This is a genomic window from Pseudohalioglobus lutimaris, from assembly GCF_002866825.1.
GTDB lineage: Bacteria > Pseudomonadota > Gammaproteobacteria > Pseudomonadales > Halieaceae > Halioglobus > Halioglobus lutimaris.
Window position 1 is genome coordinate 134,536 of sequence record NZ_PKUS01000010.1, and the last position, 13,756, is coordinate 148,291.

At 57.4% G+C, this 13,756-nt stretch carries 15 protein-coding genes; 2 read left to right on the plus strand and 13 right to left on the minus strand.

Going from position 1 to position 13,756, the window contains the following annotated elements; translation table 11 throughout:
- Positions 1–19: 19 nt before the first annotated feature.
- Together C0039_RS10045 and C0039_RS10050 are read left to right on the plus strand one after the other, a co-directional pair.
- Complete coding sequence (locus tag C0039_RS10045; RefSeq protein WP_076001240.1) at positions 20–940, plus strand: aminotransferase class IV; 921 nt, start codon at positions 20–22, stop codon at positions 938–940.
- Positions 937–1,665 carry a sulfotransferase-like domain-containing protein gene (locus C0039_RS10050; protein WP_165787090.1) on the plus strand — a complete coding sequence of 243 codons (729 nt, stop codon included), beginning with the start codon at positions 937–939 and terminating at the stop codon, positions 1,663–1,665. The genes C0039_RS10045 and C0039_RS10050 overlap by 4 nt, the downstream gene beginning before the upstream one ends.
- 30 nt (positions 1,666–1,695) lie before the next feature.
- Here the strand turns inward: C0039_RS10050 and C0039_RS10055 are convergent, their stop codons facing one another.
- The 13 genes from C0039_RS10055 to C0039_RS10115 form a co-directional block, all read right to left on the minus strand.
- Entirely contained in the window at positions 1,696–2,820 is a 1,125-nt protein-coding gene (locus C0039_RS10055) for an NAD(P)H-dependent flavin oxidoreductase (RefSeq protein WP_076001238.1), read from the minus strand.
- A 99-nt stretch (positions 2,821–2,919) separates the two neighbouring features.
- A complete protein-coding gene (locus tag C0039_RS10060) occupies positions 2,920–3,918 on the minus strand; it encodes a phosphotriesterase family protein (RefSeq protein ID WP_076001237.1) in 999 nt (332 codons plus the stop codon).
- 4 nt (positions 3,919–3,922) lie between these two features.
- On the minus strand, positions 3,923–5,350 hold the full coding sequence (locus tag C0039_RS10065; protein ID WP_101517980.1) for a DUF3336 domain-containing protein: 1,428 nt from the start codon (positions 5,348–5,350) through the stop codon (positions 3,923–3,925).
- A gap of 126 nt (positions 5,351–5,476) precedes the next feature.
- Positions 5,477–6,199 carry a hypothetical protein gene (locus tag C0039_RS10070; RefSeq protein ID WP_243391591.1) on the minus strand — a complete coding sequence of 241 codons (723 nt, stop codon included), beginning with the start codon at positions 6,197–6,199 and terminating at the stop codon, positions 5,477–5,479.
- A complete protein-coding gene (locus C0039_RS10075; RefSeq protein ID WP_101517981.1) occupies positions 6,189–6,980 on the minus strand; it encodes an FTR1 family protein in 792 nt (263 codons plus the stop codon). Before C0039_RS10075 ends, C0039_RS10070 begins: the two co-directional genes overlap by 11 nt.
- Before the next feature lie 9 nt (positions 6,981–6,989).
- On the minus strand, positions 6,990–7,295 hold the full coding sequence (locus C0039_RS10080; RefSeq protein ID WP_076001233.1) for a cupredoxin domain-containing protein: 306 nt from the start codon (positions 7,293–7,295) through the stop codon (positions 6,990–6,992).
- 20 nt (positions 7,296–7,315) lie between these two features.
- Positions 7,316–8,617 carry a sensor histidine kinase gene (locus C0039_RS10085; protein ID WP_101517982.1) on the minus strand — a complete coding sequence of 434 codons (1,302 nt, stop codon included), beginning with the start codon at positions 8,615–8,617 and terminating at the stop codon, positions 7,316–7,318.
- Positions 8,614–9,273 carry a response regulator gene (locus tag C0039_RS10090; RefSeq protein WP_076001232.1) on the minus strand — a complete coding sequence of 220 codons (660 nt, stop codon included), beginning with the start codon at positions 9,271–9,273 and terminating at the stop codon, positions 8,614–8,616. The genes C0039_RS10085 and C0039_RS10090 overlap by 4 nt, the downstream gene beginning before the upstream one ends.
- 11 nt (positions 9,274–9,284) lie before the next feature.
- Positions 9,285–10,082 (minus strand): SDR family oxidoreductase, encoded by a 798-nt coding sequence (locus tag C0039_RS10095; RefSeq protein ID WP_076001231.1) that lies wholly within the window; start codon positions 10,080–10,082, stop codon positions 9,285–9,287.
- 9 nt (positions 10,083–10,091) lie between these two features.
- Positions 10,092–10,763: an iron-containing redox enzyme family protein gene (locus tag C0039_RS10100; protein ID WP_076001230.1), complete on the minus strand. Its 672-nt coding sequence runs from the start codon at positions 10,761–10,763 to the stop codon at positions 10,092–10,094.
- Positions 10,760–12,265, minus strand: a complete 1,506-nt coding sequence (locus C0039_RS10105; protein WP_084179831.1) for an AMP-binding protein — start codon at positions 12,263–12,265, stop codon at positions 10,760–10,762. The genes C0039_RS10100 and C0039_RS10105 overlap by 4 nt, the downstream gene beginning before the upstream one ends.
- Positions 12,262–12,969, minus strand: coding sequence for a thermostable hemolysin (locus C0039_RS10110; RefSeq protein WP_076001229.1), 708 nt, complete (start codon positions 12,967–12,969; stop codon positions 12,262–12,264). The genes C0039_RS10105 and C0039_RS10110 overlap by 4 nt, the downstream gene beginning before the upstream one ends.
- Positions 12,970–12,980: 11 nt before the next feature.
- Complete coding sequence (locus tag C0039_RS10115; RefSeq protein ID WP_101517983.1) at positions 12,981–13,619, minus strand: tetratricopeptide repeat protein; 639 nt, start codon at positions 13,617–13,619, stop codon at positions 12,981–12,983.
- Positions 13,620–13,756 lie beyond the last annotated feature (137 nt).

The following is a 13,756-nucleotide window of genomic DNA, read 5'->3' on the forward strand; positions in this document are numbered from 1 at the left end:
TATCAAGGAAATATAAACCATGGGCAGTACCCATACCTATCAGCAGGATCCCCGCAACGCGGACATAGAAATCAACATCAACGGCGAACTGTTTCATCGCGACAAGGCGGTGGTCTCGGTCTTTGATTCGGGTTTTATACTGGGTGACGGCATATGGGAGGGCCTGCGTTTACACCAGGGGGTGATTCCTTTTCTGGACCGGCATATGCGGCGATTATGGGAGGGTGCCAAGGCACTGGACCTGGACCTGGGCCTGAGCAAGGCGGAACTGCAGCAGCGTCTCTACGCGACGGTGGACGCCAACAGCATGAATGATCATGTGCATATTCGGCTGATGGTCAGCCGCGGCATCAAAGCCACTCCCTACCAGGATCCCGCCGTAACCATATCCGGGCCTACTATCGTGATTATCCCCGAGTACAAAAACCCGGACCCAGGCCTGAACGATCGTGGCGTAAACCTGTACACCGTCTACGTACGCCGGGGCTATGCGGACGTACAGGACCCACGCATTAACAGTCACTCCAAACTGAACTGCATTTTCGGCTGTATACAGGCGGCCAAGGCAGGCGCGGACGAAGCATTGATGCTCGACCCTCACGGTCACGTGGCGACCTGTAACTCTACCCATTTCTTCATCGTTCGCGAGGGCGAGGTGTGGACGTCTTCGGGTGACTACTGCCTGGACGGAATTACCCGGCGCAACGTCATCAACCTGTGCAAGCAAAATGGTATTCCCGTGTACGAGAAGAACTTCTCCGTAATGCAGGCCTACGGCGCAGATGAAGCCTTTGTAACCGGCACGTTCGCCGGGCTCACCCCGGTGCTCGACATCGACGGCCGCACCATTGGTGAGGGTACGCGCGGTCCCATGGTGGACCGTTTGCAAGCGCTGTATCGTGACATGATCAGCGCTGAGTGCGACCGGGGAAGACCATGACCCTGCGCATTGCGATGTGGTCCGGCCCACGCAATATTTCCACGGCAATGATGCGCAGTTGGGAGAATCGACCGGACTGCACCGTCGTCGACGAACCTTTCTACGCGGCATATCTCGCAGACACAGGCATTGAGCACCCCTGCCGCGAACAAATCCTGCTCACTCAGAGCACGGACTACGGCAAGGTTGTAGAGGAACTCACCGAGCATCCTGTATCTTCTCCACTGCAATACCAGAAGCACATGACACACCACATCCCCAGGGGCATGAATATGGGTTGGTGTGCCAGCATGAAGCACTGTTTCCTGATACGTGACCCGGCCGAGGTAATTGCCTCTTATGTACAAAAAATGCCTTCCATAGATGAGGACGCTATTGGGATCAGGCGACAGGCGGAACTGTTTACTGAGATCGCCGCCATAACCGGCAGTAATCCCGTTGTCATAGACTCGAACGACGTCCTTGACGACCCGGGCCCGATTCTGGCCGCCCTGTGCCGGGACCTGGAGGTGGACTATTACCCGGATGCCATGCTGCACTGGCCGGCCGGCAAGCGGAGTTCAGACGGAATCTGGGCCAGCCACTGGTACCACAACGTGGAGCAGTCCACCGGTTTTGGCCAAAACCGGACTGGCGCAGCCAGTCTGGAACCGGCACATCGTGAGCTGGCTGAGCGCATGCGTCCGTTCTATGAAGAGATGGCGGTGCTGCGCATTCGCAACTGACGGCGCAGGAACAACTGCGCCACTATGCCTCTACTCTTGCAGGGAAAGGGTGTTGACCTGCTCCAGGGCGTCCGCGTACTCGGTGAGCAACTGGAACATGATGTCCCGGCACGACTGCTCATCATTCATCTGCCCGACGACCTGACCGACGGGATTGAACGCAACCTTCTGACAGTCACCCACACTGGCGTAGCGGTGGGTACGTCGCAAGGCATCAAACGTCAGGTAACCCTGCATCGGCATGGGCAGAGGATCGGGGGTATCGTCTCGCTCCCACGCCTCAGTCCATTCATTTTTCAACATGCGTGCGGTCTTGCCGGTAAAGGAGCGAGAGCGCACTGTATCCTCGGATGTTGCCGCTTTATAGGATTCGCGCTGTCCGGGCTCGGCCTGGGCCTCGGTAGAAATCAGCCAGCGTGACCCCATCCATACGCCCTGCACACCCATACTCATCGCTGCCAGCATCTGCCGGCCGTTGGCGATACCACCGGCGGCCAGTACAGGTAACGGGGCAACGGCGTCTACCATCTGCGGCCATAACACCATCGAGGTGACCTCGCCGGCATGGCCTCCGCCTTCGGACCCCTGGCAGACAACAAAATCCAGCCCCGCTTCCTTATGCGCAAGACCGTGTTTAATTCGGCCCGCCAGTGCGCCGATCAGGCGGCCGGCTTCGTGTACCTGCTCAATGATCTCTGCGGGAGGTGTACCCAGCGCGTTCACAATCATACGGCACTTGGGCCGGGTCAGGGCCTCATCCACCAGCGCCTGCGCCTGCTGGATAGAAAAGCTGAGACTGATCGGGTCATTGGCGTCTGGCCAGGCCGGCACGCCTGCGTTGGAGAGTAAGCCCTCGGCAAATTCACGATGCCTCTGGGGAATAGCAGACTCGATCAGTGCGACCAGTTCCTCCGGTGTGGACGAGTCCATGCCTTCGTACTTTTGAGGAATGGCGGTATCAACGCCGTAGATATGATCACCAATGTGCGCGTCTATCCAGTCCAGTTCCTCCCTCAACTGCTCCACTGAAAAGCCCACCGCACCCAGCACACCGATGCCACCCGCCCTGGAAACCTCCACCACCACATCCCGGCAGTGAGTAAAGGCAAAAATGGGCGCTTCAACGCCGAGTTGCTTACTCAGATCTGTTTGCATGCTCTTCCCTTATTCCTATCACAATGCAATAAGAATGGGGCATAAGGGGACAGCGGGAAATGGCGGAATAGGCCGAATGCGCTGGCTAAAACTCCGCGGTCAGCCTTTTGCCGGTAACGGTTGTCCGGCAAAGTAGCGACGCGGATTTTCCACCAGCAGCGTATGGATATGCTGATCGGTGACGCCATGCTGTTTCAGCTGCGGGATAATGTGACGATGAAAGTGTGTCGGGTTGAACAAGACGTCGGTATCCATTGAGGCCAGCAGAGCGTCGGGGAAAGGCCTGCCTTTCAAACAAAACACACAGTCGTGTGACACCACCATCTGTTGCACCCAGCCACGCCGTATCATCTCGGCAAGGTTCTCTACACGCTGCTGGTCCGGCGCAAGCACCTCCAGGCCGAAGCGGTCAAAGCCAACATAGGTGCCTGCCTCCGCCAGTGCCTGATGGTAATCCACGTCAGGGTTACCACAACTGTGACCAATGACGATACCGTGAGGCGCAACCCCATGCTCCAACAGAAACGTCTGCTGCTCGCGGCCCATGGTCCCGCCATCGGTATGCGTGGTGATGGGTGCGCCCGTTTCCCGGTGGGCGATGGCCGCCGCTTCCAGCACGCAGTACTCGTAGTCGGTAATACAGCCGGCGCCGGTGCCTACTTTGATAATGCCCGGCTTGATGCCGGTATCACCTATCCCATGGCTGAGCTCGTGTATCATCAGCTCCGCCATCCGCGGCACCGCCTCGCCCAGTTCCATGGAGTAATGCCAGTAGGCCTTACCACCTTCATCTTCCTTGTACAGACCTGTCGCGCAAACGATATTGAATCCGGTACGCTGTGAAACCTCTGCCGCCAGCTTTACATCCCTGCCCAGATCAGAGGGGCAGGGATCGAGCATTGACTGAATGCCACAAGCCTGCATTTGCTCAATTCTCTCAACGCAAACCTCTACGCACTGTTGGTAAGTGGGGCCGGGGTTCAGGGTGTCTGCTTCCCAACCCGGGTAGGCTATGTGCAGGTGCTCGTGCATCAAGGTGACGCCAAGTTCATCCACGCATAAAGGCCCGGTGACCGTGTTGATCATTTGCCCGGTCATGCAATTACTCCAGGATGCCCAGGTCGCCGCACAGTTCCTGCAGCGTGCGCCCGATCCCGGTCTGAATACGAATAACCTCCAGTTTCGGCCAGGTTGACCGCTCGCCGGTCTTGATCAGGTTAAAGATCTCTTCCTCGGTAAGATGCGCGAGTAGGCGTGAGGGATTGAAAAAGCGGAATGGCGGGATGATATTAATATCGCCGACGTAGTCCTGGTTGACCACCGCGAGAATGGTATTGGTCCACTGATTGAGCATGGGGCGTTTCTGTAGCGGCTTTTGCATGATCTCAGCAGATGCATTCAGCCACTCACGCGCAGTGCGTGTGGCGGCAATCTTGACTATGTCCACCCGGGTATTGCGCCTGCCCGAGTCGCGGACGAACGGAATGATGTGCGGGTTAGTCTGGCTGACAATATAGTGATTCACTCCATAAAGCCGCGCCAGGCGTTTTGCTGGCAGGTCATCACTGATTGCGCCGTCTACCCACTTGCGTGAAGGCAGGTATTCTTTTTTGTCGCCGTATTTATCACGCGCCATCAAGGTGACCGGGGGATAGACACCGGGTACAGCCGCCGACGCCATGATCGCCTGGCGAATCAGCACATTGGGAGTAGTCGTCGCATTGAGCAAGCGCGAGGTCTGGTGGGTCTCCGCCGGTGCAATGGAGACATTCATATGAATGCCGGTTTTGGCGAAGGCCTCCTGGAAGGTCATGTCAGGCACCAGTCTCTCAATGATGCCCTGTATCTCATGTACCTGCAGAATCTGAGGCCGGATCCTGTGCAGCATGCTCAGACGCTGCTTCTCCAGCTCTATCTGGTTCACCAGATAATTCGGATCAAACAACTTCTGCAGCTCTTTCTCGCTATGCGTGGCCAATATGCTTCCCACGAAGGAACCGCCACTGGAGCCAGAGAGAATATTGGGCAGCAGATCGTGCTCCAATAACGCTTTTACGACACCGACATGGAAGTACAGCAGCATGCCCGAGCCGCTCATCATCATTGCACTTCGCCCGAAGCAGTGGTTGGCGCGCCGGAAAAAATCCAGGCGTTCCTCCTCCGATATTTCATCGTGCTGCACCGTTGCCAGCAACCGCAGGGAATCGGTGATCTCGTCGATATAGTCTTCGATAACCTGCTTGGTGCCAAATCGCGCCACCTGGTAGAGCTGGGAACGCCCCATACCGCCTACATTGCCATGGATGCCCTCATTAAGGGTAAACAACAGCCCGGGATAGTCATGACGAGCGCGCAGAGAGCGCAACCGATCCAGGCGGTGGCGAATGGAGACGTAGTCGTAGGCAGAGGATTGGTCCTTGCGCTTCCAATTGGCGCGGCCGGACTTGTCATCATGCGCTCGGGCGGCTTGCTGCCAGTCCTCGTATGTTTCGGCCTGGGACATCGCCTTTTCATACTTCCGTAATGTCATCCTGCTCACAGACAAACCTCTCTACACTGGATTAAAGCTGTTGACTCGCCGGGTGGCGGATTACAACTCCTGCAGTTTAGCATTTTATAGGGCTGTTCCCGCAAGGTGTCATGGCGTGGTGAAGCACTAGAATTCATACTCCAGCAATGCCCGTACCGTATAGTCGGCAGTCGTGTCATCCAGGCCGAAAATAACACCGGCCTGCCACTTGAGCGCGCTCAAGGGGCCAAGTCTTTCCAGCCCAAGTAGAACCGGACCTGCGCCCAGCGTATCCTCGCCTGAATACATCTCCAGCGCAGGTTCAAAGCGCGGGGAATACCTGTAGCGACCCTGCAACGCCAGCGCGGTCTCCCACTCATCGGCGATGTCGCTGCCGCCTTCAAAGGTGAGACCCAGATTTGCGGTGGCGCTGAATCGGCCAAACTCTTTCTCCAGCAGCACCGCGGTGGAAGCTTCCCAGATATCCCGGTTATGCTCCTTCTCCAACTCGAACAGCAGCCCATAGTCAACGATATGCTCGCCCTGCTCTGACAGCTGCCAGAGCATTTCAATTTCGTAGGCCTCAAGCCCAAGGCCCTCCCCGGCGCTCTGCTCGCCAATCAGGTACGCTTCCACAAAGACGTACTCAGAAACCGCCCTGCCCAGCCCAAGCCGATGCAACTGCAGTCGCTCTTCGCCACTGGGGGGGTCCTCGTCGGCAAGAGTCGCGCGCCACTCCAGCTCCCACTCCAGCTGCTCAACATAGGGGTGATAAACCTTGTCTATCACTGAACCGTCGGCCATCAGCCTGGGTGACTGTAGCAATAGCAAGCACGCCAACATCAGGATTGAAAACGCCCTAGGCTGCATCTACAGTACTCCCGACGACCTGCCCGGCCCACCAGGCGCAGACCACCAGTGCTACGCTGCCCAGGTACAGAGATACCTGCAGCAAACTGGGCGTCGCTTCATATCCAAACACCGCGTAGAGCAACTGCCCGGTCAGCGATTGCTCGTTTACCAGTACATTACTGTCCCACAGCTGTCGCGCTGAAGGCAGCCAGTCTACCTGCTCAAGCAACATACTCGACTGCATCACCATGCCGGCGCCAATCAGGGCAAGCAACGCGTGGCAAACCGGGATAACGCGCCGCTCGGGCAGGGAATTCAAAGCCGCATACAGTAATACCCCCACACTGAGACCGATGGTTGCCCCTATCGCACTGCCAGCGAATACCGCTGTCCTGTGCTCCTCGGATGTTGCAAACCCGGTAATGTAGATGAGGATCTCCGAGCACTCACGGGTCAAGGCACAAAGTGTGGCAAGTGCCATGAAGATAGCCATCGGCTGTGCCATCACCGAAGCACTGCGCCCTACCCGCGTTGCCACGAAGACAACACAGACCAGAGCAACAAAAACCAACACCTGCAGCAAGGCACTGACCACCTCCTGCCCGGCCCCGTCCAGGGCGTCAGTCATAGAGTCGAGTGAAAAGGCGAACAAGACTACCGCCACCACCGTTAGCGGAAGCGCCAGCAGCAGCCAGCGCAGGGACAACCGTAGCGAGACGGTCATCGCCAGCAGCACGCTGATCAGGACTGATGCCTCCAGAACTTCACGCAGCACCAGCACAACCGAATTAATCAACATGAAAAAACTTCACTCTACAACCACCCTGCCCTGTGCCGTTTTGGGGTTAAATTCACCAAAGAACGGGTAGACTCCCGATTTCAAAGGGCCGATAAAGATATTCGCTTTGCGCCCGCCCATTATCACCTTCTCGCGATTGAGTTCATAACTCTCGAATTCCTCTGGAGTGCTGTCGCGGTTATAGACAACCAGTTTTACCTTGGTATCAGCGGGTATGCGCAGTTCCTCGGGGTGAAACAGGTGGTCGCGAATCTCAATTTCAAAGATCGGTGTTTTTGCCTGCAATGCACCAGCCCCCAGCAGCAGGCCGGTCATGATTACAAGCGGCCTCCTTATCACGATGATGCCGCCGGAAAATGAATGCGTACGCCAAGACCACCAAGGTCGCTGTCTACCAGTTCAATGCGGGCAGAATGCACGGTCACAATGTGTGCAACAATTGACATGCCCAGCCCTGAACCGCTGCTGCCTCCACTGCCACCCATACGGTAAAAACGCTCAAAAACACGCTGTCGCTCGTGAGCGGGAATCCCGGGACCCGAGTCATCCACGGCCAGTACGGGATAGCCATCCTCCATACTTACCGAGACGCGTATCTCTGCCTCGCGCGGGCAATACTTGGCGGCGTTGTCCAGCAGGTTACCGAGTAAAGTCTCAAGTAAAGCCGGATCACCGGACATGGGCGCCGGCGAGCCCTCCAGGGACAGCACCTGGGCTTTCCCGGTGAACCGGGGCCAGGCGGCAGCGGTTACGCGCTGGCAAAGCGAGTGCAGGTCCAGCTCGCTGAACTTCGCTTGAATCAGTTCGGGATGGGTTCGACTGAGATCAAGAATCTGCTCCACGAGATGGTGCATACGTTCCACTCCGGCATTGGCATGTTCGAGAGCGGGCGCACCGGGGGGCAGGTCAGCGGCAATATTGTGCAGGTGTACCTTCAACACACTCAGCGGTGTGCGTAGTTCGTGAGCGGCATGTGAGGCAAATTGCTTTTCTCTCTCAAACGCCGCAGCCAGGCGGGCAAACAGAGAGTTAGTTGAATCGATCAGTTGCACCAGCTCGCGAGGCGGGCGTCGCACCCTGACCGGAGACAGATCATCGCTGCGACGTGTGTTTATCTGGTTGCTCAGTTCGCGCAGAGGGCGTAGGCCCCAGCCCACCAGCAGCCATACCAGCAGCGCAGAGACTGGGAGCCAGAGCAGCAAAGGCAAAACCGATTCGAGCACTACTTTCTCCGCCACCAGGTGACGCAGGTCGGCCCGCTCAGCTACGACAAAAACCGTTTTATTCTCTGCTTGTAGTGTGTATGTGCGCCAACGATAGCCGGAAAAGTTTGCGTAACGATACCCCTCGCTGAAGTCACCTATAGGCGCGGCCGGTGACCCCTCCGACGCCAGTAGCAGTTCCCCTTCTCGCCAGACCTGGAAGGCAAACTCACCATCACGCTGATCCATCACGCGGCTACTGATGCCCTCCGTGCGGGCCAGTCGCAGAATATCGCTGGCGTGGGCCAACTGTTTATCGAGCAGTTTCTCCGCCTCACGCATACTGGAAAGATATCCATTTAGCGCCGCGATAAAAGACACCAGCGAAAACGCGGCCACCAGCATGACCACCAGATAGGTGCGGATTGAGTTCATGTCGCGGACACGGTATAGCCAATGCCACGTACAGTCTTGATCAGTTTATCAGGTAGCTTCTTGCGCAGGTGGTGTATGTGGACTTCCAGTGCATTACTCGATACTTCCTCTCCCCAGCTGTAGAGGCGCGCTTCCAGCGCCTCACGCGTCAGCACCTTGCCGGCGCTTTCCATAAGCGTCTTCAACAGCATATATTCACGTCTTGGCATTTCCACCGGTTGCCCTGCCACAGCGACGGCGTGGGCTGCGGTATCAAGCTCCACATCACCGATACATATCTTGCTGCTGGCGGCAGTGGACAGTCGGCGTTCAAATGCACGCAGGCGCGCTGCCAGCTCCTGCATGTCAAAGGGCTTGGGGAGATAATCATCGGCGCCCCGGTCAAGGCCGGCTATCCTGTCGCCTATCTCACCCCTGGCCGTTAACACCAGCACCGCAGAACGAACACCTTTATCACGTATCTGCGAAAGTACGTCCAGGCCATCCATATCCGGCAGCCCCAGGTCGAGAACGATAATATCCGGCTGCTCGGCCGCGACCGCAGCCAGGGCCAGCCTGCCGCTGGCAACATGGTTAACCACAAAGCCCTCGCGACCAAGGGCCTGCTGCAAGCCGGCCGCGAGTGAGTCATCGTCTTCTACAAGGAGGATGTGCATTAGGCGGGATTTTAACGCGCCACGGTGTGCGCCGCCATTGCCTGGCGGCGGACAACCGCTAACTTTTTAACCAGGGCGGAATCGACAATGCCGGGCAAGAGAGCGTTTAGCATGGCAAAAAAACGCTCCGGAGCGCCGATTTGACGCACGCTTTTGCCGGAGTGCAGCAACGCCAGCAATTCTTCTGCCACCTGTTCTGGCGCGTCCGTTGCATTGCCCAGTTCCTCGTTCATTGCCACCACTTCCGGTGGATTCATGGGGGTGGCAACAGCCCGCGGGGCAAGATACTGTACCCTTACATCGCTATCAGCGAGCTCACGCCGCAAAGCCTCGGTAAAACCACGCAACGCAAACTTGCTGGCACTGTAACCACAGTAGCCAGCGAACCCTATACTGCCAAAGCCAGAACCGACGTTTACAACTGCGCCATGGCGCTGGCGCAGTTGCGGCAGCAGGTCCCTGGTCAGCAGGATGGGGGCCATAACATTGACAGCTATCATCTCTTGTAACTGCTCATCGGTTTGATGCTCAAGCAGGCCAAAGCAATTGACCCCGGCGTTATTGATCAGTATGTCCACTGCGTCAGCGCAGGCATTCACCACCGTCGCCCTGCCCTCCTCGGCGGTAATGTCGGCAACCACCGGGCGATGGCCATCGCCCGGAAGTGCCTCGCATAGGGCACCAAGCTGATCTATTGTGCGACCCACCAGCAGCAGGCATGCGCCGCGTCCGGCCAGTTTCCTTGCCATCGCACTGCCAATACCGCCGGCAGCACCTGTCAGGACAACCCTCTTGCCACTGATATCCATCTGTTACGCCTATGCCGCCAGGGCAGTGGCCTGCCCTGCCCGCACACTGCCATAGACGTTCGCATAGAGCCGATAGAACATCTTTGCGCAATGCAGGATCGCACGCTGGTCTTCTTCACCATCAATGCGATTCATCAGGTCCTCAAAGAATTTTACATGCTCGATATCAAGTGCGCCGTGCGAGCGCAGATAGGAAAACGCCTCCGGCCCCAGTCCCGTGGATGCCGCAATGCATTCTGCCGCCTTGTCGGCCACCGACACGCTGGTGCCTTCCAGCACGTGCACCATACCGAAGAAGCCGACTGGATTTCCGCGATCGATCACGTGATATGCATAGGCCACCATCAGTTCTGTTTCAGCAGTGGGTATAGCTGCGCGCACGGCCTCTGCATCGTAACCGCAGGCACGGATATCGTTGAGTATCCACTCCTGGTGTCCCAGCTCCTCTTCCACGTATTCTGCCAGGGCAGTACGCAGCCATTCCATGTCACCCGGTATGCGTGAACCTGCCGCCATCAGCAACGGAATGGTATGCTTTACATGATGGTAGGCCTGCCCCAGAAAGGCTGCGTAAGTGTCCCTGTCCAGCTTGCCGGCAAGCGCGTCCTGCACCAGAGGGCTGGCGATCAACAGCTCCCTCTCTGTTCTGGTTTCGTTCTGAAGTGTTGAGAAAAAGCTCATACGGCCATCGGCTCCTGTTCTGTAATTGAGTAGAGTTGGTCAACTTCATCTGTGTAGCGCTTGCAGATGTGATCACGACGCAGGCGCCCGTTGTCAGTCAGGCTGCCTGCGGCAACAGAAAACGGCTCAAACAAGCGAAGCCAGCGGGCCACGCGGGCATAATCCGGCAATGTGGCGTTCACCTTATCAATAGCCAACTGCACTGACGCATCATCAAGCTCGTTGGTCGCAGGCAACAACAGCGCCGCGCAAAACGGCCGATCATCACCCAGCACCATTACCTGGGCAAACAGTCCGCTGGCCAGCAATTCGCTCTCCACCCACTCGGGGCTGATATTCCTGCCAAAACTGCTCACCAGCACATTCTTACTGCGACCCTTCACAGTCACGAACCCATCCTCTGTCACACTGCCAAGGTCACCGGTAAGGATTTGTTCGACGCCCCAGCTTCGTGGCTCGTCCAGGTAACCGAGAAAGCTGTTACCGCAGACCACCAGCTCACTGTTTTGCTGAACCACCGTTACATGCGGTAATACTTTGCCACTGGTGCCAGGTCTGTCATGTTGCCGGGTGTTGAGCGCAACCACCGACGCGCACTCGGACAAACCGTACCCCTCATAAACAGGCAGGCCGGCAGCGCGCACTCGCTGCACTACCGCCGGCGCTACACGCCCTCCTCCAACCGCGACAAAACGCAATGAGGCGGGGGCTTGCCAGCCGCTGGACAGTGCGCTGTCAAACAGACTCAAAAACTGCGGCACCAGAATCATTGTGCTGGGCTGCAGTTGAGAAACCGCTTTCAGGAACCGTCGCGGACGCAGGCCTGAGCTGCCGGCCATACCCAGCTGTTCAAGGGGGTAGACCAGGCTGGTGCCGGCACTGATCAGAGGCATATACAGGCCGCCAATATTTTCCAAAAGCGTACTCAACGGTAACGCGCAAAGATGGCGCGGCGCCTCTTCATCCAGGACACTGGCCAGGGACACGGCGACTCGCTGGCACTGCGCCAATGAAAGGCAGACACCCTTTGGACTGCCAGTCGAACCTGAGGTGAATGTAAGTTTTTCAGTACCTGCGGGCATACTGGCGGCTTTAGCTACCGCCAGTCTTCGCCAGCGTAAGGTGGGTGCACCGTGTGCACAAGCATCGTTTCCACCGCCCAACAACGCGCTTATGCGCTGCTGGTTCTGCTCGTCGAAGAGCAGCGTATCGATGCTTGCCGAGTCAAGCACGTGGCGCAGCTGGGCATCGCTAAAAAATGTAGGTATGGGTACCAGACAAAGTGCATCACACTGGCTAGCCATGTCGGCCACCACCCAGTCAACGCTGTTGTCACTGAGCAGGCCGATGACAGCGGCTTCACTTACCCGCAGTTGCTCAGCGAGCGCCTCAACGCGATCCAGCAGCGCGGCTGCACTGACCGTGCCAGCAGGACCTTCAAGCACTGGATCTTCGCCACGGCTTTCGGCTCGCCTGCGCAAGACGTCCACAGGCGAGGTCACACGCGCTGCCCCCGAATGGCGTCCGCGAGACTATCGATAGCCAACTTCTCACGGCTCCAGAGCGCGGATATGCGCGGATGGTGACTACCGTGTACCACAGCCTGGGCAATGTCTGCCAGCACGACACGGGGGTCGCCGTCATAATAACTGCCCCACATTTGAGCTCTACCATCAAGCTGTTCGGGGTCTGCCGGGCAGACCTCGCGAGTGACGAAGCCGCATCGCCTGATAGACATTCTTACCGCGCGATTGGCGGCAAACACGAGATGACTGATTCCCGCCCGCCCCAGAGCTGCAACCACCAGCAGGTAAAGAGCTACCGCCTGGCCCGGTTGCGACGCCACCAGGTTACCCAACTCCATGACCTGGCCACGGCTTACCTGGCGACCGAATACCCGGGCGACATGGTCCTCCACCGGTGAGGGAAGGTAAGCCTCACAGAACAGGCTGGTGTTGTTGGCACCGCGTAAACCCAGGGCTGCCTGCAAGTCCCTGTCCTGCTCCATAAACACCAGCAAGGGCAGGAATTCAAACACTGACGCGCCATACGCAGCACGAAATATCGAGGTGATATAGCGCTCTACAGGCTCGCGCTGCGCAGAGTGCGCGTCGCGATAGTCCACCCGCACAGGAACAACAGATTCAGCATCCAGCCGGCTGCTGACTTTCTCCAAAGGAACTTGTCGCCGTGTATCGATAGTCATAGTACTTGTCCCTATTGGCCGTCTATGTCGGCAAGCAAGGCCTCGATTTCTTTGCGCCTAGCCTCGTCAGCCAGCTCCCGTCCCGGCCTTTTCGGCGCCTCCAGCGCGCTTTCCAGGTACTGGCGCGCGCCAGCGGAGTCGCCTTGGTCGAGCAGATAATCAGCATAAAAATAATTGGCATCGATACCTTCCGGGTTGAGCGCCAGGCCCGCCTTAAGCAACTCACTTGCCTTGTCATTATCACCAAAGCCGATGGGCCAACCGGGGACCTTGAAATAGAGCGTACCCAGGCTGGTGCTGGCGGCACCATGCAAAGTATTCGGTGAAAGGTCGATCGCTTTCTCCAGCATCGCGCGGGCTGCCCTGGCGTACTTCATGGCGGAAAAGCTACTGGCCAAACCCGCATAACTGGAATTGGCGATACCGCACCAGGTCAATAGTTCCGCGTCATCAGGTTGCCGGGCGGCAGCCTCGACGCAGGTTTCCACCAGTTCCTCCAGCGCTGCTTTGCGAGCATCACCTGCAAGGCCAAAGTTAGCCTGATCCCAATCCTGCTGAATGGTTTCAGAAAGTGAACTGGCCGCTAATAACGGCGACAGTGATAACAACACCACAGCCAGAATGGGACGGTAGTTTCTGTTCAAGCACATAACGTATCTCCACCGGGGCTCTTTGCCCTCCATGAACGACACTTTAGCGAGCATTTCTTAACGAAAGCTTATGGCGCAGCGATAAAATGGTGAATGGAATCAGCGTTTTGGTTAATCTATTGTCGTGGATTGACGGC